This is a genomic window from Klebsiella sp. 64 (genome assembly GCF_018223915.1).
GTDB classification, from domain to species: Bacteria; Pseudomonadota; Gammaproteobacteria; order Enterobacterales; family Enterobacteriaceae; genus Klebsiella; species Klebsiella pneumoniae.
In genome coordinates this window covers 234241-256533 of the sequence record NZ_JAGRQZ010000001.1, presented here as the reverse complement: position 1 = coordinate 256533, position 22293 = coordinate 234241, and the positions used below count along the sequence as shown (strand labels likewise).

Sequence of the window (22293 nt, the reverse complement as noted above, 5' to 3'; positions counted from 1 at the left end):
GCGCAATCTACAGGTCATCGCGCCGGCGAAACGCCAGGTAACCGGCGCCGAGGGTAAAGACAGCGACAATCACCACCAGCAGGATAAACCCGTGGTGGTTGCTTGCCAGCGGGATCCCACCGACGTTCATGCCGAAGAAACCGGCGACGATGTTAATCGGCAGCGCGAGGACGGTGATCACCGTCAGGGTATAGAGGGTGCGATTGCTCTGCTCCAGCTGGCGGGCGCCAATCTCCTCCTGCAGCAGACTGATGCGCTCGATCAGGCCCGACAGATCGTTAAGCACCACGCTAAACTCTTCGGTGAACTGACGAAACGCCTGCACCACCGCGCGATCCATCCACGCCGGCGGCCGGTTAAGCAGCCGGAACATCGCCGCCGGCTCCGGCGCCAGCAACCGCTGGAAGCGTAAAAGCATCCGCCGTAGCCGCGCCAGATCGGCCCGGTTGCGCTGCACGTGATTGCTCAGAAGACGCTCTTCAATAAGGTCAACATGGCGGCTGGCCTGGCGGACGACCTGCTCCAGCACCTCCTCCTGCTCCTCCAGCAGAAAGGCCAGCAGCTCAGTAGACGTGTTCACCCTGAGCGTCTGCAAGCGCGGCAGCATCCATTCGATAAACCGCAACGGTTTGAAGCGCGCCGTCACCACCAGCCTGGGGCTACAGTAGAGCCACAGCGTGGCGGTTTCCGCGCTGGTATCCTGCGGACGAAACAGCACATCGTTAAGCACAGCGAACAGATTTTCCCCCTGTCGCTCAATGCGGGTGGTGTGCGAGCCGCTGCGGATCTCCTCGAAGAAAAAATCGGCCACCGGAAAGTGGCTGGTTAACCATTTCTCGGCGGTGGCATGATTAAGATTCAGGTGTAACCAGATAAACGCCTTGTCATCGGCGAGCGCCTGATAGCGGGCGCAGACCTCGCCAGAGGCGATCGGCTGCGGGGGGCGCTGTTCATGAAACAAATAGCCATGCACCAGGCCGGAAACTTCACTATCAAAATCGGGCTTTAACATCTTCGCGGTGACGTCTTGACTCATGGCTCCCTCAGGACAGGCACTGGCACCGTTGATGCCCGAATAGTGCCATCTTTCGCTATTTTCCGCGGGCTGGCAAGGTTAATAATCTGGTCATAAAACAGTAACCTGGCTGACATATGACGGCCAGTATCACGCTTCATCCCCTCGCCGCGCAGGCGATGCGATGGAAGCGAACGGAAGGTCTTCTTGCCTTTATGCTCAGGCGGTTATTAAAATAAATTTGATTATCCTCAAAACTTTTTCAGGCAGAAAGCGGTATTAATTTGCGCGCTTAATCATTGCTTTCACCCAGGTTTATTGAGGAGGAGACCATGAAAACCTATGACCGTAATCGTAACGCTATTGCTACCGGCAGCATGGTAATGATCGCCGGTAACGGGACGACGGGCGTGATTAAAGCTATCCATGGCGAGGGGAAAACCGCTGAGCAGCTGCGCCGGGCGGACTGCGTTGAAATCGACGGCTGCGAGGGCCGCTTCTGCCCGTTGGATCTGATCCGTCTCGGCTTCCATTAATTCCTGCCGCCAGGTCGTTAGTATCAGGCCACCTGTGGTGGCCTGCTCTTTTCCCGGGAAATAAAGCGTCTAGCGAAAGCTCCACTGAACACTCATCACAAAGATCGCCGGCACAATAATGCCGCCTTCCACACCGAAATAATCGGTGAAATTATATTGCAGGCCATGATAGAGGTAGGGCGAAAAACCGATGCCGGTGATTTTTTTGGCGGTGCGGTAGGTGCCGGAATCCCCACAGTGGCTGAAGGCATCAAAGAAAAATTCCCCGGTATAGGCATACACCCCTTTCAGTACCCAGCCGGTATCGTTTTTCAGCCAGTCGCGGCGCACGCCGAGGGTCAGGCAACGATCGTCAAAGCTGTTTTTCATCGTTCCGACCAGCACGCTGTATTTTGAATCCTGAGAAAACTTGCGCTCCACCGAGAAAAAGTTGTTATTGTAATGTTCGTTATATTGTCCGTGGTTACCCGTCATATGATAGACATAGGAACCGGTATTCATCGAGTAGAGGCTTAATTCCCCGGCCTGCGCCGACGGCATGGCAACCATTAGTAGCCCTGATAACAAAATCCATAATTTATTTACCATTCAGTAACCTATGCCATACCCGTAAAAAGAACCCGGCATGCTAGCACCGCTTAGCTAAACCAAAGGGCAATCAGATAAACCGACGCTCTTCGCGGCGGGAAAATATGACGCTATCTGCACTATAGCAGTCGTCCTCTCGCCTGGTGAGCGCCTGCGGTTATACTGGAGAAACATTCCCCTAATCGTTAAGGACCGCTGTGTTAGCCACTCTCCTCGTTGCGCTGGTCGCTATTATTCATCTCGCCATCCTGGTGCTGGAGATGTTTCTCTGGGAAGGCTCCGCCGGGCGCCGGGCCTTTAACCTCAGCGCCGATTTCGCCCGGCAGACCCGGGTGCTGGCGGCCAACCAGGGCTTGTATAACGGCTTTCTGGCCGCCGGCCTGGCATGGGGGCTGTGGCTGGGGGCGCCGGGGGTGCAGGTGGTTATCTTTTTCCTGGCCTGCGTGCTGGCCGCCGGGATTTTCGGCGCGCTGACCGCCAGCCGCAAAATTCTCTATATTCAGGCGCTGCCCGCGCTGCTGGCGCTGGTTGCCGTGCTGACGCAAGCGTAGGGCCTTGATCCAAAACAGAGAAAGCAGGCGCTAAGGCGGGTACTATTTGCCCCCTTTGGTCGGTCATCGACCGTTAATACCTTCTGAGTTCAGAGGCATTTTTATGACATGGCAATCCTTCAAACAGGCCTGGCTTATCCGGTTCTGGTCTCCTGTCCCGGCGGTCATTGCCGCGGGCATCCTCTCTACCTACTATTTTGGCATCACCGGCACCTTCTGGGCGGTGACCGGCGAATTCACCCGCTGGGGTGGTCAGCTGCTGCAGCTGCTGGGCGTCCACAGCGAACAGTGGGGCTATTACCAGCTGATACATCTCGAAGGGTCGCCGCTGACCCGCATCGATGGCAGTATGATCATCGGCATGTTCGGCGGCTGCCTGGCCGCCGCGCTGTGGGCGAATAACGTCAAACTGCGCTTGCCACGCAGCCGGATCCGCATTGCGCAGGCCGTGGCGGGCGGCATCATCGCCGGGTTCGGCGCACGGCTGGCGATGGGCTGCAACCTGGCGGCCTTCTTCACCGGCATTCCGCAGTTCTCCCTGCACGCCTGGCTGTTTGCCATCGCCACCGCCATCGGCTCCTGGTTTGGCGCCCGCTTCACGCTGCTGCCCCTTTTTCGCATCCCGGTAAAAATACAAAAGGTGTCCACCGCCTCGCCGTTAACCCAAAAACCGCAGCAGGCGCGCCGCCGTTTCCGCCTGGGGATGGTGCTCTTTTTCGCCATGATCGGCTGGGGCCTGCTCACCGCTGCAGACCACCCGGCGCTCGGCCTGGCGATGCTGTTTGGCATTGCCTTTGGGCTGCTTATTGAGCGCGCGCAGATCTGCTTTACCTCCGCCTTTCGCGATATGTGGATCACCGGCCGGACGGTGATGGCGAAGGCGATTATCTTCGGCATGGCGGCGAGCGCCATCGGTATCTTCAGCTATGTGCAATTGGGGATGGCGCCGAAAATTATGTGGGCCGGTCCTAATGCGGCGATTGGCGGGCTACTATTTGGCTTTGGCATCGTGCTGGCCGGCGGCTGTGAGACCGGCTGGATGTACCGGGCGGTGGAGGGCCAGGTTCACTACTGGTGGGTTGGGCTGGGCAACGTCATCGGCTCAACGCTGCTCGCCTGGTGCTGGGACGATATCGCCGCCCCGCTCGCCACCCACTGGCAGAAAGTCAACCTGCTGAACGCCTTCGGTCCCTTTGGCGGACTACTGGCCACCTATCTACTGCTGCTGATCGCCCTGCTGCTGGTGATCGCCTGGGAGAGACATTTTTTCCGCCGCCAGGCGGCGGTCCGGACCGTGAAGGAGAGCGCATGAAAAACATCATCCCTGATTATCGCCTGGATATGGTCGGCGAACCCTGCCCGTATCCGGCGGTCGCTACCCTGGAGGCAATGCCTTCCCTGCAAAAAGGCGAGATCCTAGAAGTGGTCAGCGACTGTCCGCAGTCGATCAATAACATTCCGCTTGATGCAAGGAACCACGGCTACACGGTGCTGGATATTCAACAGGATGGCCCAACCATTCGCTATTTGATTCAGAAGTAGCGCCGTTTTCCCGCCGGCGGCCTTCCCCGCCGGCGCTTGTCTCCTCGTTCCCGCCTCGCCGTTCGCTTACGCATCGCTGACCAGGTAGCCAAACGATTGCAATAGATTGTAACACTTGAAACCGTGTTCCAGTTACGCAATAACCATTAATATAACGCACCTATATTATTAAAATGCGAATAAGTTATTTAGTGAATGGTTTCTGCCGCTATCGGCCAAAGCCGCACACAGCGACACGATAAGGATCGAAATGGAACTGCTGGTCAGGCTGGGTCATTTTTTTGAGCAAGCGCGTTCTGACGCCGACTATGCCACCTTCGCCAATGAACTCCGTCGGCATAAGGTCTCCTACTACATCTATTTTGTTTCCACCGGCAATATGAATTTCGTAATGGCAAACGACGAGGTGGTCTCGGTAAAAAGCGCCCGCGGGCTGCTGCGCGTTCGCGCTGAGGCCAGCCATTGTCTGACCAGGGCCGCCGTTATCCGCCACTTTGCCCGGGCCATTAACTTTGAACAGTACTGCCGGGATCTCGCCAGCGCCGGGGTGTTTAAGTGGATCGTCGATCTGGAAGAGGAGACCCGGCACTACTGGTCTAAGGATAATACGCTGTTGTATAAAGAGTGCCTGATGCCCCCCTGAACAGGTCTCAGGGGGAGGCGGCGAGGGTCAGCCTTTAATCGCGGGTCTGCACCCAAAAGGCGTGGATCAGGCCAGGAATATAGCCCAGCAGAGTCAAAATGATATTGAGAATAAACGCCCAGCCGAAGCCTTTTCCCAGCAGCACACCCAGCGGCGGCAGAATGATAGTGAAAACGATTCTCCAGAATCCCATAACCTCTCCCTTCGTCTAACGTCAATTTTTTACTAAGCTATTCAATAGTTAAGCATAGACGCTTTTCGTCGTTTCGCCAGCAGGCAGCCCCCTCATCTCTGGTAACAAAAATCATTCCCTGCCGTCACGGGCAAAAAAGACCGGGAAAACATTCACTTTTCCCCTCTCCGGCCCGCAGGCCCCGGCAAAGCGCACAGATTGTCAGTTGACCAATCAGAGGGACAGGGCTAAGCCTGGAGGAGTTTCATCACATCGAGTCGTTTTACCAACCGGAGAATATCCATGAGTAAACTTGGAATTAATGGATTTGGTCGTATCGGACGTCTGGTGTTACGTCGTTTATTAGAAGTCGACAGCAGCCTGGAAGTGGTGGCTATCAACGACCTCACTTCGCCAAAGGTGCTGGCCTACCTGTTGAAGCATGATTCAAACTACGGCCCCTTCCCGTGGAGCGTCGACTTTACCGAAGATGCGCTGATCGTCAACGGCAAAACCATTACGGTGTATGCCGAAAAAGAGGCGCAGCATATTCCATGGCAGGCGGCAGGCGCCGAGGTGATTGTGGAGTGTACCGGGTTCTACACCTCGGCCGAGAAATCGCAAGCCCATCTCCAGGCCGGCGCGCGCAAAGTGCTGATTTCCGCCCCCGCCGGCGAGATGAAAACCATCGTCTACAACGTCAACGATGACACCCTGACCCCGGATGACACCATCATCTCCGTGGCCTCCTGCACCACCAACTGCCTGGCGCCGATGGCCAAAGTTCTGCAGGATGCCTTCGGCATCACCGTAGGCACCATGACCACCATCCACGCCTATACCGGCACCCAGTCGCTGGTGGACGGGCCGCGCGGAAAAGATCTGCGCGCCTCCAGGGCGGCGGCGGAAAACGTTATCCCGCACACTACCGGCGCGGCAAAAGCCATTGGCCTGGTGATCCCTGCCCTGAGCGGTAAGCTGAAAGGCCATGCCCAGCGCGTACCGACCAAAACCGGCTCAGTGACGGAGCTGGTATCGGTGCTGGAGAAAAATGTGACTGCGGATGAGGTCAATCAGGCGATGAGGCAGGCGGCTGAGGGCAATGAATCCTTTGGTTACACCGAAGAGGAGATCGTCTCTTCCGATATCATCGGCAGCCATTTCGGTTCGATCTACGATGCTACCCAGCTGGAGATTGTGGAGGCCGGCGGCGTACAGCTGGTGAAAACCGTCGCCTGGTACGATAACGAATACGGCTTTGTCACCCAACTGATCCGCGTGCTGGAGAAATTTGCCCGCTAAGTGAACGGCGGGCAGCCTGCGCTGTCCGCCGGTTCTGTGTGGAGTGCCTCAGGCCTGCAGATAGACCACCTGGGTCTGCAGGTACTCATTCAGGCCGTGGCGGCCATCTGCGCCGCCGATCCCCGACTTACGCCAGCCGGCGTGGAACCCCTGCATCGCCTCAAAGTTCTCACGGTTGATATAGGTTTCGCCAAACTTCAGTCCCTTAATCGCTTTCATCGCCACGTTCAGATCGCGGGTATAGATTGAGGAGGTCAGGCCATAATCGCTGTCATTGGCCATCGCCAGCGCCTCATCGAGGGTCGAAAAGGCCACCACCGGCAGCACCGGACCGAAGGTTTCCTCATGGACAATGTCCATCTCCTGACGTACATCCAGCAGCAGGGTCGGCGGATAAAAATAGCCTTTGCCCTCCAGCGGCTGACCGCCCAGCGCCACCCGCGCCCCCTGCGCCACTGCCTTCGCCACTTTGCCCGCCACCTGGTCCCGCGCCGCCGCGTTGATCAGCGGCCCCATCGCGATGTCATCCCGCGTCGCCGGGTCGCCAAACTGGACGGCCTTCATCGCCTCACCGAGGCGGTTGACGAAGCGGTCGTATATTCCCTGCTGAACATAGACCCGCTCGACGCAGTTACACACCTGCCCGGTGTTAATCACCCGCGAGTCCACTACCGCTTTCACCGCCAGCTCCAGATCCGCATCGTCCATTACAATGGCAGGCGCTTTGCCGCCGAGCTCGAGGCACACTTTGGTGATATTTTTCGCCGCAGCGGCCATAATTTTTTCTCCCGCCGCCACGCTGCCGGTCATGCTGACCATCGCCACCTTCGGATTGCCGGCCAGCTCCTGGCCGACGGTTTCCCCACGGCCGAGCACAAGGTTAAAGACCCCTTTCGGCAACCCAACCTGATGGACAATCTCGGCAAAGGCGATGGCATTATTGGGCGTAAATTCGCTGGGCTTAATGACGATGGTATTTCCAGTGATCAGGGCCGGCGCCAGCTTGCGGGCGATAAGAAAGAATGGGAAGTTCCACGGCAGGATCCCGGTGGTCACCCCCAGCGCGCGTTTAAAGACAAGGATATTCTCCCCCGGGCGATCGCTCTGCACGATCTCACCTTCGTAACGGCGCGCCCATTCTGCCATATAGTCGAGATAGTCCGCGGTGAACGCAACCTCCACCGCCGCCAGCTGCTGGATCTTGCCGCCTTCAGCGACAATCAGCCCGGCGATCTCGTCGGCACGCTGACGGATACCGGCGGCAATTTTGCGCAGCCAGCCCGCACGCTCAATGGCCGGCAGCGCTTCCCAGCCGGGCTGGGCGCGCTCGGCGGCGTCAATCGCCAGCCGCGCCTCTTCGGCAGTCCCGTCCGGGATCCGCGACAGCAGCGCTTCGGTCGCCGGGTTAAGCACGTCGATCCAGCCGTCGCCGCGACCGGAAACGAACTGGCCATCAATATACATCGGGTGTTGAACGGGTGCTGTCATGGCTGCTCCTGTGGTGCATTTGTATTTAACAGGTGATTTTTTTGTTAAAAATCGGGCGGATAAGCCGCTGTTCGGCAGCACATTGACGCAGTTCTGTGAGCTGATTCATAAAAACGGGCCAAAAATGCCCGCTTGAGGTTACATTTTAATAACACAAATTGCCCGTTTGCGACGAATCTGCCGTAAACGGGCATTTTTCAGCCGAGGGTGCGGGCCTGCAGCGCCCCGGCAAGCTGGGCGTCCTCCCGCAGCTGTCGCCAGGCGTCGAGGATCTCCGGCGGGAAGGTGACATGGCTGATGAAGTCTTTTCCCCGCGGACCGTACCCTTCAGGGGTATCCTGCAGGCGCGGCAGCTCGCCCAGCAGCAGCGCCAGGTAGCGGGTGACCGGCCAGAGCCCCGCTCCGCCGCCCGCGAACCCCAGTTGGCCATCGGTCTGCTCCAGCACCGGCGAGCAGCCGGGAAAGCTCAACCACTGCGGCGGCGTCGTCGCCCCCTGCCAGACGCGGGCGAAGGTAGCCATGGTTCGCCGCTGCATAGTCGGGTCCTGAATGATGATCCCGCGACGATGGGCGAGCCCCCGGCTCTCCAGCGTGGTCCGGGTAAAACGGGCGTTCTCACCGCAGTTGGTTGACTGGTCCTCCACCACCAGCCGCGAATGGGGGATGTGCCAGTAGTCATGAGCAATGTCGGCCAGAATATGCGCTTCCGGGCGGCCATCCACCGGCAACGTACGGTAACGGGGATCCTGGCGCACCGCCTCGTAGAGATAGCCCGTAGAATGTCCCACGCCGCCGCTGATCAGCAGCGGGACCGCCTGCGCCGCCGCCAGACGGCAGGCGCCGTCGATGGTTGGGATCACGGCGTTGCCGGCCAGCACTACCACGTCCACCTGCGGCAGCGCGGGCAGCGTCGCCAGCTCGTCCTGCGCCAGCCAGGCGCCGACCTGGTTAGCCGCCGCCAGCGTCGCTGCCGACAGCGGAGGAAATTGTTCTGCCATTCTGGCTCCTTAATCCTCTCTCAGCCGAGCGGAGAGGATGCTTTCGCTATCATAAACGCCGCCTGCCGGAAGGCATAGCGGCGTCGATTTGTAACCATTTTGAAATAACAAGAAACATCTAAAAACAGGCGGGTTGCACCTGAACAACTCACTATGAAAATAACAAAAAACAGCAAAATCAGGTGGAAAATAAAAAATAGCGTCGCGGTTATACCAGTTCAAAGCGCGCCATAACGCCCAGTTTGCCAGCGATAAACTTGCCAATTGTAACCTTCAACCCTAAGTTGCTTAACAATTACACAACCTTTTCACATCAGGTTGCACCCTGCTCGTACAGAGTGACACCTGACCTATCTACCGTGGCGGGAGAACGTTTCGTAATGAGCAATCCACAAGACAACACTGCATCCATTCTGCAGAAAAACAAGAAGGTACTGATCGCGAGCCTGACAGGCAGCGCCATCGAATGGTTCGATTATTTTCTCTATGGCACCGCCGCCGCGCTGGTGTTCAACAAAATCTTCTTTCCGATGGTCGACCCGGTTATCGGCCTGATCCTCTCCTGGCTCTCCTTCTCGCTGACGTTTTTTATCCGCCCCATCGGCGGCGTGATTTTCGCCCATATCGGCGATCGCATCGGCCGCAAGAAGACGCTGGTGCTGACCCTGTCGCTGATGGGGAGCGCCACGGTGGCGATCGGCCTGCTGCCCACCTACGAGATGGTGGGCCTCTGGGCGCCGGCCCTGCTGATTACTCTGCGCATTATTCAGGGCATGGGTATCGGCGGCGAATGGGGCGGCGCGCTGCTGCTGGCCTATGAATACGCGCCGGAAAAGCGGAAAGGCTTTTTCGGCAGCATTCCCCAGGCCGGGGTGACCATCGGCATGTTGATGGCGACATTTATCGTCTCGCTGATGACGCTGTTCGATGAGGCGCAGTTTCTCGCCTGGGGCTGGCGCATACCGTTCCTGCTCAGCTCCGTCCTCGTTTTTCTCGGCCTGTGGATCCGCAAAGATATCGACGAAACGCCCGCCTTTAAGCAGGTGAAAAAATCCGGCCAGGTGGCGAAGGCCCCGCTGCGCGATACGCTCAAGCACCACTGGCGGGAAGTGCTGATCGCCGCCGGCCTGAAAGTGGTGGAGACCGCCCCCTTCTATATCTTCTCCACCTTTGTAGTCAGCTACGCCACCACCACCCTGAGCTATCAGAAGTCGCAGGCGCTGGAATCCGTGACCCTGGGCGCGCTGGTGGCCACCGTGATGATCCCGCTGATGGGGCTGCTGTCAGACAAGGTGGGTCGGCAAAAGATGTACACCCTGAGCGTGGTGCTGCTGGGGCTGTTTATCGTCCCGTGGTTCCTGCTGCTCGACACCGGCACCGGCTGGGGCATCATGCTGGCGACGACCGTTGCCTTCGGCATCCTGTGGGCGCCGGTAACCGCGGTGCTCGGCACCCTGTGCTCTGAGATTTTCAGCGCCAATGTGCGCTATACCGGGATCACCCTCGGCTACCAGTTGGGCGCCGCGCTGGCCGGGGGCACCGCGCCGCTTATCGCCACCGGTCTGCTGGCGAAATATGACGGTGACTGGCGGCCGGTGGCCGTTTATCTGGGCATTACGGTGGCGATTTCGCTCCTGGCGATATTCTGCGCCAGCCGGATGAAGTCCGCGCTGGGCACGGCCCCCTCCCGGGCGGAAAGCGCCTGACCGCCGCCCGCCAGGGCTACTACGGCGCCGACTATCCCGCCCGGCGGCGCTGCGCGTGCGCGGGCCTGGAGAAAGATCACGCCGCGGGGGAAACCGCTTATCCCAGGTCCGGTAAGCATGTAGGCCCGGTAAGGCGCCAGCCGCCACCGGGCACAAACAGGCGTCAAGTCTTCCCCCCTGCTTAGCCGGCCGCCAGGACCGGCGGGTGTCAGGCGCTCTGGTTGTCCAGCTGAAGCTGCCCCTCGCGCCGCTGCTTCAGCTTCCAGAAGCCCCACAGCGCGATAAACCACAGCGGAGAAGCCAACAGCGCCAGCAGCGTGTCCGGGTCAAAGATCATGATGAAGATAGCGAACGCGAAGAACAGCAGGCTCACCCAGCTCATCACTACCCCGGCGGGCATCTTAAAGATCGACCCGGCGTGCAGGTCCGGACGCTGACGGCGGTAAACCAGATAGGCCACGAGGATCATCCCCCAGCTGAACACCACCATAATCGCCGCCAGGGTCGAGACGATGGTGAACAGGGTCATCACGTTCGGCACCAGAAACAGCAACAGCGTGCCGATCAGCATGCAGAAGCAGGAGAACAGCAGGCTGCGCACCGGAATGCGGGTACTGCGCGACAGGATACGAAACTGCCAGTGCGCATGCTTCTCCACCGACAGGCCGTACAGCATGCGGGTGCTGGAGAAGACCCCGCTGTTGGCCGAGGACATCGCCGAGGTCAGCGCCACAAAGTTAATCACCGCCGCGGCGGCAGGCAGCCCGGCCTTGGCGAACAGCGTCACGAAGGGGCTGGTCTCCGCCGACACCCCCGGCCACGAGGCGACAGCGATGATCACCACCATCGACAGCAGATAGAAGATAATAATCCGCAGCGGCAGAGCATTGATCGCCTTGGGCAAAATGCGCTGCGGATCGCGGGTCTCCGCCGTCATGGTGCCCAGCAGCTCAATGCCGGTAAAGGAGAAGATCGCTATCTGGAAGCCGGCGAAAAAGCCGGTGATGCCGTGGGGCATAAAGGCCGTCGGGTCGGTGAGATGGCTGAGGGAGGCCGTCACGCCGTCCGGGGAGGTCCAGCCGGTGGCGATCATCCAGCCGCCGGTGCCGATCAGGGCGATAATGGTGATCACCTTGATCAGGGCGAACCAGAACTCCGCCTCGCCGAACATTTTCACCGACAGCAGGTTAAGCAGGAACAGAATCGCCAGCATGCTGAGGGCCGGCATCCACGCCGACAGTTCCGGGAACCAGTACTGCATATAGCTCCCGCAGACCACCACGTCGGCGATACAGGTCACCACCCAGCTTAGCCAGTAGGTCCAGCCGAGGTAAAAGCTGGCCTGCGGCCCGAGATACTCGCCGACAAAGTCGGCAAACGAGCGGTAGTCATGGCGGGTGAGCAGCAGCTCTCCCATCGCCCGCATCACCATATAGGTAAAGAACCCGACCAGCACATAGATAACCAGGATCGAGGTGCCGGCGACGGCGATGTTGCGCCCCGCCCCCATAAACAGCCCGGTGCCGATGGCGCCCCCGAGGGCAATCATCTGGATATGGCGGGCGCTGAGCCCGCGCTTAAGCTGTGACGCGCCTTCACCTCCGGCGGCAGGTGACGCCTGATGTTGATGTTCAGTCATGGTGTTTCCTCAGGCTGGTTGCGGGAGACGAAGGGCAGCGGCGCGGAGCAACAGCCCGGCGCGCTGGCCGGTGGCGACCCCGGCGTTGGGAAAGAGGATATAGGGGGCCCGGGCCTGCACCACCCAACGTTTCTCTGCCTGGCGGGCGATCTCATACCCTGCCGGGAGCGCGGTGAAGTTTTCAACGTCTGCCGCGAGATTAAGCGTAAATTCCCCCTCGCGCTTGATGATGCTCTCCTCGACCAGGAAGTAGTCCACCGGCGCTTTGTCGCGCGGCGGCAGCGGCGCGTCAGCGATCCAGGCCCGGATCGCCGCGTCGGCGGCGGCGAACAGGCCGAGATCGTTGGCGCCGAACGGCATCACTTTCCCCAGCTCCAGGGTGGCGCTTTGCGCGGCGAACTTTTCGCAGGTGAAATGGGTGAAGGTGCCGCCCGCTTCGATATGGCGCACGACGGCGTCCATCCCGCTGGCCTGCAGCAGCTGATAGAAATCGGGCGAAAAATCCCCGGCGTGGGCTGGGAGCAGCGCAAACTGGCGATACAGCGATCCGCGAATGGCGGTGTGCATATCGAGATGACCACGGTTGACCGGCCCCGCCGCATCGGCGGCGCGATAAAAAGCCTGCACCGCCTGCTCCAGCGCAAAAGCCCGCCGCGACTCATTTCCCGGGGTGACCGCCAGATGGCGGCCGCCGAACAGGCGATTCAGGTCGTTATGCAGATAGCGGCGCGCGGCGCGGATCGCCGGCAGATTACCAAAGACGATCAGCAGCGCCTGCGTGAGCGGCTGCCGCCCCTGGCTCAGATCGTGGGTTAGCTGCAGCAGCAGTTCAATCGGCGCGGTCTCATTGCCATGCACGCCGGCGGAGAGGATCGTCGCCTGGCGCCACGGCGCCGTCGGCAGCAGCTGTAAAATGCCCTCACCCAGCCAGCGGGCCTCGATGCCCGCCGGAAAGGTCCACGCCTGCAGGCGGCAGTGCAGTAAATCGTTAACCAGGTGCTCCATCTGCCGCTCCTTAACGCTGAAAATCATAGACCGCGCCGAGGCGCAGGATCTGCGTCAGCTCATCCAGCGCCTGATAAACCTCGCGCAGCAGCTGCGGGTCCGCCAGATCGCGGGCATGCAGCCGGTCGCGATAGTGTTTTTCCACCCATGCCGTCAGCTGCTGATAACGTTCGTCGTTCATCAGGCTATGGGCGTTGACCGCCTGGCGCTCCGCCTCGTTGAGCACCACTCGCAGCCGCAGACAGGCCGGGCCGCCGCCGTTGCGCATGCTTTCCCGCAGGTCAAAGACCGCCACTTCATCGATCGGCGATGCGCTATCGGCGGCGAGATCGCTGAGATAGCGCCAGACGTTTTCCCGCTGGCGGCACTCCTCCGGCACCACGATCAGCATCTTGCCGTCTGGTTTGCTCAGCAGCTGGCTGTTGAACAGGTAAGAGGCCACGGCGTCGTCGAGCGAAACCCGCTCGTCCGGCACTTCCACGCTGGTGAACGGGATATCCAGACTGTCGCTTTTAGCCCGCAGCGTGGTCAGCACCGCCGCCTGATCGACAAACGCCTGCTGATGGTGGAACAGCACATGGCGATTGCTGACCGCGATGACGTCGTTATGAAACACGCCGCGATCGATAGCCTGCGGCGCCTGCTGGGCAAACACCGTGTAGCGCGGATCCAGCTGATGCAGGCGGGCCACCGCTTCGCTGGCCTCGAGGGTCTGCCGCGCCGGATACTTCACCGGGGCGATACCGCCGCTGGCGCGTCGACCATAGACGAAAAACTGCACCCCCTGCCGGTCATATTCCCGGCAGAAGCGGTTATGGTTGGCCGCCCCTTCATCGCCGAGGTCGCCATGCTGCGGCAGCGCCGCATGGTGGGCAAAGTAGCGCGGATCGGCGAACGTGGCGCCAAGGATCGCCGAGGTGGTGGGTGCCTCCTGCATACGGTGCAGCTTATTGTTCAGGTTGGCGACGGTGAAATGGACTTTGCCATCGGCGCTGTCCGCCGACGGTGAGACGGTCGCCGCGTTGGCGGTCCACATCGACGAGGCGGAGCTGAAGGCGGAGAGCAGGTGCGGCGCCGCGTGGGCCGCCTGCCGGATAACCTGCTCATCGCTGCCCTGGAAACCCACTTCGCGCAGCAGACGCAGATTCGGCCGCGGCTGCGGCGGCAGAATGCCCTGCACGAAGCCGCGATCGGCCAGGGCTTTCATTTTATACAGCCCCTGCAGCGCCGCCTTTTTAGGGTTAGAGAGACCATCGCGGTTATTTTGCGAGGCTTCATTGCCGACGGAGAGTCCGGCGTAGTGGTGCGTCGGGCCGACCAGGCCATCAAAGTTTGCTTCAAAACCAGACATATGTCCTCACAGGATCCGTTATCAGAATGGCAGGCCCGGCGATACCGTCGCCGGAAGCGTCAGCGTATCGCTGACCAGAGAGGCCATCGGCCAGGCACAGTAGTCGGCGGCGTACCACGCTGCCGCGCGATGGTTGCCGGAGGCGCCCACCCCGCCAAACGGCGCTTTACTCGATGCGCCGGTCAGCGGCTTGTTCCAGTTGACGATCCCGGCTCGCGCCTCGTCCGCCAGCTGATCAAACTGCGCCGCATCGCTGGAGATCAGCCCGACGGCCAGGCCATAGCGGGTCTGATTGGCGAGGCGAATCGCCTCCGGGAAGCCGTCGTAACGGATAATCGTCAGCAGCGGGCCAAAGTACTCTTCATCCGGCACCTCAATACCGGTGACGTCGACGATCCCCGGGGTCAGCACCGTGGAGCGCGGGTCAGGCTGGCGCATGCGCAGCAGCACCTTGCCGCCGAGCCCCTCCAGTTTTTGCTGCGCCGCCAGCATGTTCTGCGCAGCGTCGAGAGAGATCACCCCGCCCATAAACGGCGCCGGCTGATCATCCCACTTGCCGGCGCGGATCTGCGCGCTGGCCTCTACCAGCCGCTGCAGCAGCGCATCCCCCTGCTCGCCGCGCGGCACGATCAGCCGGCGCGCGCAGGTGCAGCGCTGCCCGGCAGAGATAAACGCCGACTGGATAATCACATGCAGCGCCGCATCGATATCGGCCGCGTCGGCGACGATCAGTGCGTTGTTGCCGCCCATCTCGAGGGCCAGCATCTTCTCCGGCTGGCCGCCGAAGTAGCGATGGAAGTGGAAACCGGCCGCCGCGCTGCCGGTGAACAGCACGCCGTCGATATCACGATTTTCCAGCAGCGCCTGGCCGGTGGCTTTTCCGCCCTGCAGCAGGTTGATCGCCCCGTCGGGGATGCCCGCCTGCTGCCACAGCTGGACGGTCATTTCAGCGGTAGCCGGCGTCAGCTCGCTGGGTTTAAACACAATGGTGTTCCCGGCGATCAGCGCCGGAATGATATGTCCGTTGGGCAGGTGGCCCGGGAAGTTGTAGGGGCCAAAGACCGCCATCACGCCGTGCGGTTTGTGGCGCAGCAGCGCTTTACCGTCCGGCAGCGTCGACTCATGAAAGCCCGTCCGCTGGTGATAGGCTTCGATGGAGATCGCGGCCTTGCCGATCATCGCCTGCACTTCGGTGCGGGTCTCCCACAGCGGCTTGCTGGTCTCCCGGGAAATCAGGGTCGCCAGCGCCTCTTTATGCGTCTCCAGCAGCGCAGCGAAACGCTGTACGACGTCAATACGCTCGGCCAGCGGCCGGTGCGACCAGGGATAAAACGCCGCGCGCGCCGCGGCGCAGGCCGCCTGGACGTCGTCAGCCCCCGCGCTGGCCGCCTGCCACAGCAGCGACTGATCCTCCGGGGCCAGTTTGCTCATCGTTGCGCCGCTGCCTGGCAGCCACTGCCCGGCTATAAACTGTGCTTTTACCGCCATGATCTGTTGTCCTCTGGATTCAGGGTTACCGTATAAACGCGGTCGGTTTCACTGACCTGCAGCGCGTCCAGCGCGGCGCTGTCAAGCGAGACCTGCTCTTCGTGGGCCACCAGCAGCGCCCGAAAGTTGTCGAATTGACCGTTGGCGACGAGGGTCGGCGCCGGCAGGTCGCCCATCAGCTGCCGGACAGGCAGGCGCTGGCTGTCGCGCACGGCGCGGATCTGATCGGTGTCCGCCTCCAGCACCGGACCGGCATCGAAAATATCCACCGAGCCGCGCCAGCTGAAACCCTCTTTCTCGAGGATCGCCCGCGCCGGGGCGGTATTGGGATGCACCTGACCGATGACCCCGCGGGCCGCTTCCGGCAGCAGTGAGATATAGATCGGGTACGCCGGCATCAGTTCGGCAATAAAGGTTTTCATGCCGGTGCCGGTCAGCCGGTCGGCATCGGCGAACGGGATGTCGAAGAAATGATGGCCCAGCGCATCCCAGAACGGCGACTGTCCCTGCTCATCGCTGCAGCCGCGCAGTTCGGCAAACAGGTGCGGGGAGAACCACTCGCGAAAGGCGGCGATAAATAAAAAGCGCGCCTTGGAGAGCAGCAGACCATTGCGGTTGCGCTGATACGCCGGGTCGAGAAACAGCGTACATAGCTCACTATGCCCGGTGTGGTCATAGCTGAGATTAAGCAGCTCCTGGGGCTTATAGACTCCCAGCGCTTTCGAGGCGCGCACCGTTTTCTGAATGCGAAAATTGTAAAACGGCTCGTCCAGGCCCACTGCGACCTCAATGGCGCTCACCCCCACCACCCGCGCCAGCGCGGTGTCCTCCAGCACAAACAGGAAACCCTGCTGGCTGCGCGGCAGTTCGCCGGCGAAGGTCTCGATACTGCGCCGGATCCGGGCCGCCAGACGCCCGACGTCATGCGGTAAGGAGGTCATGCCGACCCCCGCCCGCGCGGCGAGGCGGACGATGTCGTCGAGATCGTTTTCCCGTACGGGACGAAATAGCATCACAGGCCGTCCTCCCGATTAGCGGGTTAAGCGAGCAACGGCGCGATCAAGGCGCACGAAGGCTTCCGCAATATCCGCCAGCGGGATATTGAGCGCCGGCGCGAAGCGCAGCACGTCCGGGCCGGCAATCAGGGCGATCAGCCCCTCTTCCGCCGCCAGGTTGGTCAACGTTTTGGCCTTGCCGCGCAGCGGCCCCGCCAGCTCAGCGCCGATCAGCAGACCGGTGCCGCGCACGGCGCTGAACGCATCGTAACGGGCAGAGATCGCATTCAACTGGTCAACGATCAGCGCATGGCGCTCGCCAACGCCCGCCAGCAGCGGCGCATCGAGATGGGCCAGCACGGCGTTAGCGACGGTTGCCGCCAGCGGGTTGCCGCCGAAGGTGGTGCCATGGGTGCCTGGCTGGAAGACCTGCGCCCAGGCCTCTTTCGCCAGCATCGCGCCGATCGGGAAGCCGCCCCCCAGCCCTTTGGCGCTGGTGAGAATGTCCGGGACGACGTTGTAATGCTGGTAGGCGTAGAGATGGCCGGTACGCCCGGCGCCGGTCTGCACCTCATCGAATATCAGAGTGGCATGATGGCGATCGCAGAGGGTACGCAGCGCCTGCAGGAACGCCGGGTCCGCCGGGATCACCCCGCCTTCGCCGATAATCGGCTCGACGATCACCGCGCAGGTGCGCGAGGAGATCGCCGCGGTGACCGCCTCGATATCGTTATAGGGCAGATGGGTAATGCCCTGCGGCAGCGGAGCATAATCGCTGGAATATTTCGGCTGGCCGCCAACGGAGACGGTGAACAGCGTGCGGCCATGGAAGGCGTGGTTGAAGGCGATGATTTCGCTTTTTTCACCGCCAAACTTATCGTGGGCATATTTCCGCGCCAGCTTAAGGGCCGCCTCGTTGGCTTCGGCGCCGGAGTTGCAGAAAAACACCTTGTCGGCAAAGGTCGACTGCACGAGGGTTTTTGCCAGCTGCAGCACCGGCTCGTTGGTATAGCCATTGCCGATATGCCACAGTTTCGCCAGTTGATCCTGCAGGGCCTGAGCCAGCGCCGGGTGAGCATGGCCCAGGGCGTTCACTGCGATGCCGCCCGCCATATCGATATACTCTTTCCCCTGCTGGTCCCAGACGCGGGAGCCCGCCGCTCTGACCGGAATAAACGGCGCGGGGGCAAAACAGGGAACCAGGTAAGCGTCAAAATCTTCGCGAGTCATACTGCCTGACATAATTTATCTCCGGAACGTAAGACGACGGAAAACGCTCCCGTCGCGTTGGACAATCGACATTAACCCTGCCCCTCGGCTTATTTTGGGCACGAGCGCGCCCGCTGCGATGGTAAAAATATTCACCACAGAAAAATAAAGCCCTATTCTTTTTACGGGTAATTGTTAATTCATGGTTAATGCCATGTTGTTGTGTGGGCTAATGCTGGCCTGTGAACAACAAGATTGTCAATACGGGCAAAAGCAATTTATTCACTTTTTGAAGATCATCAAGATAATGAAAAACATAGAAAAAATATTTTCTTATGCACTTAAGTGAATAAAAAGTGAATTAAAATGCACAGCTTGCGGGTGGTTGACGTGCGTAGTTATTCACTTAAAAAATAAAAAATCTAACAAAAATTTAAAAATCGGAATTGCCGTCAAATACCGCTTTATAAAATTGGTGATACCATTCATTGCACAGAGTTTACTGCTGTAGCTATTCCACGGTTTTACACGACATAAATAACACTGAGAAACAGGACTCTTATGGAAAAGTTATCTTACGCATCTGAAAGTAGTACATCTCCATGGACCACCTACCTGCGCCAGATCGACCGCGTCGCGCCTTATCTCGGCGATCTTGCCTACTGGGTGGAAACCCTGCGCCATCCGAAGCGCGCGCTGATCGTCGACATTCCTGTGCAAATGGACGACGGCACCATCCGCCACTTCGAGGGCTATCGCGTTCAGCACAATCTGTCGCGCGGACCGGGTAAAGGTGGTGTTCGCTACCATCCGGATGTCGATCTTAACGAAGTCATGGCACTTTCTGCCTGGATGACCATTAAATGCGCCGCGGTCAATATTCCTTACGGCGGGGCCAAAGGCGGCATCCGCGTCGACCCCTTCTCCTTGTCGGAAGGTGAACTGGAGCGTCTGACCCGCCGTTACACCAGCGAAATCGGCATTATTATCGGGCCGCAGAAAGATATTCCGGCGCCGGACGTCGGCACCAATGGCAAAGTGATGGCATGGATGATGGACACTTACTCCATGAACCATGGCACCACCATCACCGGCGTGGTCACCGGCAAACCGATCCACCTCGGCGGCTCCCTCGGTCGTGAAAAAGCCACCGGACGCGGCGTGTTTGTCACCGGCCGGGAAGTTGCCCGTCGCGCCGGTATCGAAATTGAAGGCGCCAAATTGGCGCTGCAGGGCTTTGGTAACGTCGGTAGCGAAGCGGCCCGCCTGTTCGCCGGCGTCGGCGCTCGTATCGTGGTTATTCAGGATCATACCGCGACCCTGTATAACGAAGGCGGAATCGATATGGCCGCCCTCACCGCCTGGCAGGCGGAGAAAAAGCAGATTGCCGGTTTCCCGGGCGCCCAGGAGATCGATAAAGACGCCTTCTGGACCACCCCGATGGACATCCTGATCCCGGCGGCGCTGGAAGGGCAAATCACCCGCGAGCGCGCGGAGAAGCTGACCTGCAAACTGGTGCTGGAAGGGGCCAACGGCCCAACCTATCCGGAAGCGGACGACGTGCTGGCCGAGCGCGGCGTGATCGTGGTGCCGGACGTTATCTGCAACGCCGGCGGGGTGACCGTCAGCTACTTTGAGTGGGTACAGGACATGGCCAGCTTCTTCTGGAGCGAAGAGGAGATCAACGCCAAAATGGACCGCATTATGACCGACGCTATCGTGCACGTCTGGGATAAAGCCGCCGAGAAAGAGTGTACGCTGCGCACCGCCGCCTATATCGTGGCCTGCGAGCGCATCCTGATGGCGCGTAAAGACCGTGGCATCTACCCGGGCTGATCCCCATCAGCAACCGCATCAGGGGTGGCCTTGCGCCGCCCCTTTTTTTCTTTGCCGCGCCGTTAACCGCCGAGGATGTGCGCTATCTGACGAGGAGTTGTTCGGTAAAGGTGACAACGTCACGCAAGTAATAACCATCCGCTGCCCGCAGGGGATTATTTTTCGATTAAATCAAAGTCGCCCTGGGTATAGCGTAAGCCAGTGACGTTGTCGGCAGTGAAAATATGTTCGATGGTGAGGATGTCCTCCGCCGCGAGGGTAATATTCGCGGCGCCGGCATTGTCGCGCAGGTGAGCAATTTTCCTCGCCCCCGGGATAGGCACGATATCCTCGCCTTTGCTCATCACCCAGGCAAGGGCAATCTGCGCAAGGGTCGCGTCATAGCGGGTGGCCACCTGCTGAAGGCGCTCAAGCAGCAGCTGGTTTTTGCGCATGGTTTCGGCCTGGAAGCGCGGCAGATGGCGGCGGAAATCATCCGCTGCCAAAACGCCGGGATCGGTAATTGTCCCCGTCAGGAAGCCGCGGCCAAGCGGGCTGTATGGCACAAAGCCGACCCCCAGCTCGCGGCAGGTGTGGAGAATACCGCCCTCCGGCTCGCGGCTCCATAGCGAATATTCCGTCTGCACGGCAGCGATCGGATGTACCTTGCAGGCCCGGCGCAGCGTCTGAGCAGATACTTCCGACAGACCGATATGGCGAATTTTACCCTCTTTAACCAGATCGGCCATAGTGCCCACCACCTCTTCCACCGGTACCGCGGGATCGACGCGGTGCTGATAGAGCAGATCGATGGTCTCGACATTCAGTCGCTTCAGCGACCCTTCCACTGATTCGCGAATATGTGCCGGACGGCTGTCAACGCCGGCCATCCGCTCCAGACCCTGGCCGGTCGGCAAAATACGAAATCCAAATTTGGTGGCAATCTGCACCTTATCGCGAAAACCTTTAATCGCTTTTCCGACCAGAACTTCATTATCGAAAGGACCATATACTTCGGCGGTATCCAGGAAGGTCACGCCCATGTCCATGGCGGCATGGATCGTATTTATCGCCTGCGACGTTTCAGCGCCGCCATAGGCAAAACTCATCCCCATACATCCGAGACCTAATGCGGAAACCTGAAACTTCTCTTTTCCAAGATAACGTGTTTTCATCTTATTTTCCTTAATTGCTGAATGGCATTAAATATATACTTCCCTTTCATATTGATAACAATTAATCTATTCCGAACGCGGTGTTAGCTGGAAATTAACAATGAAAACCTTGCCCGATCTGCAACAAATAGAAATATTAATACTCATAGTGAAACATGGCAGTTTTCGTCAGGCCGCTAAAGCGTTAAACCTTTCCCCACCGGCCCTTACCGTCGCTATTAATCATCTGGAAGAAAAGTTAGGCGTGCGCCTGCTAAATCGCTCAACGCGCAGTTTGTCATTAACCGCAGTGGGTGAGGAATTTCTTAATAATATAACGCCGGTGGTCAATGATTATCGCCGGGTGGTGGACAGTCTGAATTATCACCGTCTGACTCCGGAAGGCGTGGTGAAAGTTAATTTACCGCGCATTGTTATTGACCTGTTTTTTCAAGACTATTTTATCGCCTTTAAAAACGCCTGTCCCAATGTGACGCTCGAACTGTATGCCACCGATCGGAAAGTCAATATTATCGAGTCCGGTTTTGACGCCGGCATTCGCTATTCGCAGGATGTGCCCAAAGAGATGATTGCCATCCCCTTTGGCGAGAAACTATCGCTGATCCCGGTGGCCAGCCCGGACTATATACGCGAAGCCGGAGAGCCCGACACCCCGCAGTCATTAGTTAATTTCCGCTGCATTAACCGCTGTTTTCCTGGTGGTGAGAAGTACCGCTGGGAGTTTATTGGCCCCAGCGGCGAGCTTAGCGAGGTCGCGGTTAAAGGCGATCTGGTCGTCGATGCCGATAGCGCAATGATCCAGGCCGCGGAGAGCGGATTAGGCATCGCCTTTGTCTATCAGTCGCTGGTGACGCAGCAGCTGAGCGCGGGCAGCCTGGTCCATTTGTTACCCGGCTACCGCTATCCTGCCGACCATTTCTGCGTCTACTACCCAAGCCGGAAACATATTCCCGCCCCCCTGCGGGCCTTTATCGCCTGGGTGATGGCGCAGAATAAAAATATCCTCGGTCAGCAGACCGCACGACACGGATCGCGGCCGGAAGATTAACTACAATTAACGTACATACCGTTAACC

At 59.5% G+C, this 22293-nt stretch carries 23 protein-coding genes; 11 read left to right on the top strand and 12 right to left on the bottom strand.

Annotation, left to right across the window (positions count from 1 at the left end; translation table 11 throughout):
• Positions 1-7: 7 nt before the first annotated feature.
• On the bottom strand, positions 8-1036 hold the full coding sequence (locus KHQ23_RS01255) for a CorA family divalent cation transporter (protein ID WP_004179669.1): 1029 nt from the start codon (positions 1034-1036) through the stop codon (positions 8-10).
• A gap of 311 nt (positions 1037-1347) precedes the next feature.
• On the opposite strand from KHQ23_RS01255, the gene ydfZ reads away from it, so the two are divergent.
• The gene (gene ydfZ / locus KHQ23_RS01250) at positions 1348-1551 is read left to right on the top strand and encodes a putative selenium delivery protein YdfZ (protein ID WP_004151566.1); all 204 of its coding nucleotides are present in this window, start codon (positions 1348-1350) and stop codon (positions 1549-1551) included.
• Between the two features lie 69 nt (positions 1552-1620).
• On the opposite strand, the gene KHQ23_RS01245 is transcribed toward ydfZ, so the two are convergent.
• The gene (locus KHQ23_RS01245) at positions 1621-2100 is read right to left on the bottom strand and encodes a hypothetical protein (RefSeq protein ID WP_073553545.1); all 480 of its coding nucleotides are present in this window, start codon (positions 2098-2100) and stop codon (positions 1621-1623) included.
• 236 nt (positions 2101-2336) lie between these two features.
• Between KHQ23_RS01245 and KHQ23_RS01240 the strand changes: the two genes are divergently transcribed.
• The 4 genes from KHQ23_RS01240 (at position 2337) to KHQ23_RS01225 (ending at position 4875) form a co-directional block, all read left to right on the top strand.
• Complete coding sequence (locus KHQ23_RS01240) at positions 2337-2690, top strand: DUF1304 domain-containing protein (protein ID WP_004179665.1); 354 nt, start codon at positions 2337-2339, stop codon at positions 2688-2690.
• A gap of 103 nt (positions 2691-2793) precedes the next feature.
• Positions 2794-4002: a selenium metabolism membrane protein YedE/FdhT gene (gene yedE, locus KHQ23_RS01235; RefSeq protein ID WP_032434454.1), complete on the top strand. Its 1209-nt coding sequence runs from the start codon at positions 2794-2796 to the stop codon at positions 4000-4002.
• Positions 3999-4232: a sulfurtransferase-like selenium metabolism protein YedF gene (gene yedF, locus KHQ23_RS01230; protein ID WP_002903233.1), complete on the top strand. Its 234-nt coding sequence runs from the start codon at positions 3999-4001 to the stop codon at positions 4230-4232. The genes yedE and yedF overlap by 4 nt, the downstream gene beginning before the upstream one ends.
• 250 nt (positions 4233-4482) lie before the next feature.
• On the top strand, positions 4483-4875 hold the full coding sequence (locus KHQ23_RS01225) for a DUF1398 domain-containing protein (protein WP_002903231.1): 393 nt from the start codon (positions 4483-4485) through the stop codon (positions 4873-4875).
• A 34-nt stretch (positions 4876-4909) separates the two neighbouring features.
• On the opposite strand, the gene KHQ23_RS01220 is transcribed toward KHQ23_RS01225, so the two are convergent.
• Positions 4910-5068: a YqaE/Pmp3 family membrane protein gene (locus KHQ23_RS01220; RefSeq protein WP_002903230.1), complete on the bottom strand. Its 159-nt coding sequence runs from the start codon at positions 5066-5068 to the stop codon at positions 4910-4912.
• Between the two features lie 282 nt (positions 5069-5350).
• Between KHQ23_RS01220 and gap the strand changes: the two genes are divergently transcribed.
• Positions 5351-6349: a type I glyceraldehyde-3-phosphate dehydrogenase gene (gap, locus tag KHQ23_RS01215; RefSeq protein ID WP_032434452.1), complete on the top strand. Its 999-nt coding sequence runs from the start codon at positions 5351-5353 to the stop codon at positions 6347-6349.
• 48 nt (positions 6350-6397) lie between these two features.
• On the opposite strand, the gene aldA is transcribed toward gap, so the two are convergent.
• Positions 6398-7837, bottom strand: coding sequence for an aldehyde dehydrogenase (gene aldA, locus KHQ23_RS01210; protein WP_004176352.1), 1440 nt, complete (start codon positions 7835-7837; stop codon positions 6398-6400).
• On the opposite strand from aldA, the gene KHQ23_RS01205 reads away from it, so the two are divergent.
• Complete coding sequence (locus KHQ23_RS01205; RefSeq protein WP_064144915.1) at positions 7836-7973, top strand: hypothetical protein; 138 nt, start codon at positions 7836-7838, stop codon at positions 7971-7973. The genes aldA and KHQ23_RS01205 overlap by 2 nt on opposite strands.
• Positions 7974-8034: 61 nt before the next feature.
• On the opposite strand, the gene KHQ23_RS01200 is transcribed toward KHQ23_RS01205, so the two are convergent.
• The gene (locus KHQ23_RS01200; protein ID WP_004176353.1) at positions 8035-8835 is read right to left on the bottom strand and encodes a YdcF family protein; all 801 of its coding nucleotides are present in this window, start codon (positions 8833-8835) and stop codon (positions 8035-8037) included.
• 380 nt (positions 8836-9215) lie between these two features.
• Here KHQ23_RS01200 and KHQ23_RS01195 point away from each other — a divergent pair, with 380 nt between their 5' ends.
• Positions 9216-10541 carry an MFS transporter gene (locus tag KHQ23_RS01195; protein WP_032434449.1) on the top strand — a complete coding sequence of 442 codons (1326 nt, stop codon included), beginning with the start codon at positions 9216-9218 and terminating at the stop codon, positions 10539-10541.
• 208 nt (positions 10542-10749) lie between these two features.
• On the opposite strand, the gene KHQ23_RS01190 is transcribed toward KHQ23_RS01195, so the two are convergent.
• The 6 genes from KHQ23_RS01190 to KHQ23_RS01165 are packed head-to-tail and all read right to left on the bottom strand — an operon-like array spanning position 10750 to position 18261.
• Positions 10750-12180, bottom strand: a complete 1431-nt coding sequence (locus KHQ23_RS01190; RefSeq protein ID WP_002903059.1) for an amino acid permease — start codon at positions 12178-12180, stop codon at positions 10750-10752.
• Between the two features lie 9 nt (positions 12181-12189).
• Positions 12190-13185, bottom strand: coding sequence for a succinylglutamate desuccinylase (gene astE, locus KHQ23_RS01185; RefSeq protein WP_032434448.1), 996 nt, complete (start codon positions 13183-13185; stop codon positions 12190-12192).
• Between the two features lie 10 nt (positions 13186-13195).
• The gene (astB, locus tag KHQ23_RS01180; RefSeq protein WP_211776830.1) at positions 13196-14536 is read right to left on the bottom strand and encodes an N-succinylarginine dihydrolase; all 1341 of its coding nucleotides are present in this window, start codon (positions 14534-14536) and stop codon (positions 13196-13198) included.
• Positions 14537-14557: 21 nt separating this feature from the next.
• Positions 14558-16024 (bottom strand): succinylglutamate-semialdehyde dehydrogenase, encoded by a 1467-nt coding sequence (astD, locus tag KHQ23_RS01175; protein ID WP_004151571.1) that lies wholly within the window; start codon positions 16022-16024, stop codon positions 14558-14560.
• Positions 16015-17037, bottom strand: coding sequence for an arginine N-succinyltransferase (gene astA / locus KHQ23_RS01170; protein WP_004140076.1), 1023 nt, complete (start codon positions 17035-17037; stop codon positions 16015-16017). The genes astD and astA overlap by 10 nt, the downstream gene beginning before the upstream one ends.
• 18 nt (positions 17038-17055) lie before the next feature.
• Complete coding sequence (locus KHQ23_RS01165) at positions 17056-18261, bottom strand: aspartate aminotransferase family protein (protein WP_004176366.1); 1206 nt, start codon at positions 18259-18261, stop codon at positions 17056-17058.
• Positions 18262-18430: 169 nt separating this feature from the next.
• Between KHQ23_RS01165 and KHQ23_RS01160 the strand changes: the two genes are divergently transcribed.
• Positions 18431-18577 carry a hypothetical protein gene (locus KHQ23_RS01160; RefSeq protein ID WP_004224524.1) on the top strand — a complete coding sequence of 49 codons (147 nt, stop codon included), beginning with the start codon at positions 18431-18433 and terminating at the stop codon, positions 18575-18577.
• A gap of 212 nt (positions 18578-18789) precedes the next feature.
• Positions 18790-20064, top strand: coding sequence for a Glu/Leu/Phe/Val dehydrogenase (locus tag KHQ23_RS01155; protein ID WP_032434445.1), 1275 nt, complete (start codon positions 18790-18792; stop codon positions 20062-20064).
• Between the two features lie 155 nt (positions 20065-20219).
• On the opposite strand, the gene KHQ23_RS01150 is transcribed toward KHQ23_RS01155, so the two are convergent.
• A complete protein-coding gene (locus tag KHQ23_RS01150) occupies positions 20220-21218 on the bottom strand; it encodes an aldo/keto reductase (protein WP_032434444.1) in 999 nt (332 codons plus the stop codon).
• A 100-nt stretch (positions 21219-21318) separates the two neighbouring features.
• On the opposite strand from KHQ23_RS01150, the gene KHQ23_RS01145 reads away from it, so the two are divergent.
• Positions 21319-22266: a LysR family transcriptional regulator gene (locus tag KHQ23_RS01145; RefSeq protein ID WP_004183866.1), complete on the top strand. Its 948-nt coding sequence runs from the start codon at positions 21319-21321 to the stop codon at positions 22264-22266.
• Positions 22267-22293: the final 27 nt, after the last annotated feature.

Bases quoted from the DNA above. Each gene is read 5' to 3' on its own strand.
- KHQ23_RS01205 (WP_064144915.1), top strand. From the start codon at position 7,836: ATGGCTGCTCCTGTGGTGCATTTGTATTTAACAGGTGATTTTTTTGTT.
- KHQ23_RS01255 (WP_004179669.1), bottom strand. From the start codon at position 1,036: ATGAGTCAAGACGTCACCGCGAAGATGTTAAAGCCCGATTTTGATAGT.
- aldA (WP_004176352.1), bottom strand. From the start codon at position 7,837: ATGACAGCACCCGTTCAACACCCGATGTATATTGATGGCCAGTTCGTT.
- ydfZ (WP_004151566.1), top strand. From the start codon at position 1,348: ATGAAAACCTATGACCGTAATCGTAACGCTATTGCTACCGGCAGCATG.
- KHQ23_RS01155 (WP_032434445.1), top strand. From the start codon at position 18,790: ATGGAAAAGTTATCTTACGCATCTGAAAGTAGTACATCTCCATGGACC.
- KHQ23_RS01190 (WP_002903059.1), bottom strand. From the start codon at position 12,180: ATGACTGAACATCAACATCAGGCGTCACCTGCCGCCGGAGGTGAAGGC.
- astD (WP_004151571.1), bottom strand. From the start codon at position 16,024: ATGGCGGTAAAAGCACAGTTTATAGCCGGGCAGTGGCTGCCAGGCAGC.
- KHQ23_RS01225 (WP_002903231.1), top strand. From the start codon at position 4,483: ATGGAACTGCTGGTCAGGCTGGGTCATTTTTTTGAGCAAGCGCGTTCT.
- KHQ23_RS01165 (WP_004176366.1), bottom strand. From the start codon at position 18,261: ATGTCAGGCAGTATGACTCGCGAAGATTTTGACGCTTACCTGGTTCCC.
- yedF (WP_002903233.1), top strand. From the start codon at position 3,999: ATGAAAAACATCATCCCTGATTATCGCCTGGATATGGTCGGCGAACCC.
- KHQ23_RS01160 (WP_004224524.1), top strand. From the start codon at position 18,431: ATGGTTAATGCCATGTTGTTGTGTGGGCTAATGCTGGCCTGTGAACAA.
- astE (WP_032434448.1), bottom strand. From the start codon at position 13,185: ATGGAGCACCTGGTTAACGATTTACTGCACTGCCGCCTGCAGGCGTGG.
- KHQ23_RS01220 (WP_002903230.1), bottom strand. From the start codon at position 5,068: ATGGGATTCTGGAGAATCGTTTTCACTATCATTCTGCCGCCGCTGGGT.
- KHQ23_RS01245 (WP_073553545.1), bottom strand. From the start codon at position 2,100: ATGGTTGCCATGCCGTCGGCGCAGGCCGGGGAATTAAGCCTCTACTCG.
- astB (WP_211776830.1), bottom strand. From the start codon at position 14,536: ATGTCTGGTTTTGAAGCAAACTTTGATGGCCTGGTCGGCCCGACGCAC.
- gap (WP_032434452.1), top strand. From the start codon at position 5,351: ATGAGTAAACTTGGAATTAATGGATTTGGTCGTATCGGACGTCTGGTG.
- KHQ23_RS01200 (WP_004176353.1), bottom strand. From the start codon at position 8,835: ATGGCAGAACAATTTCCTCCGCTGTCGGCAGCGACGCTGGCGGCGGCT.
- KHQ23_RS01150 (WP_032434444.1), bottom strand. From the start codon at position 21,218: ATGAAAACACGTTATCTTGGAAAAGAGAAGTTTCAGGTTTCCGCATTA.
- astA (WP_004140076.1), bottom strand. From the start codon at position 17,037: ATGCTATTTCGTCCCGTACGGGAAAACGATCTCGACGACATCGTCCGC.
- KHQ23_RS01145 (WP_004183866.1), top strand. From the start codon at position 21,319: ATGAAAACCTTGCCCGATCTGCAACAAATAGAAATATTAATACTCATA.
- yedE (WP_032434454.1), top strand. From the start codon at position 2,794: ATGACATGGCAATCCTTCAAACAGGCCTGGCTTATCCGGTTCTGGTCT.
- KHQ23_RS01195 (WP_032434449.1), top strand. From the start codon at position 9,216: ATGAGCAATCCACAAGACAACACTGCATCCATTCTGCAGAAAAACAAG.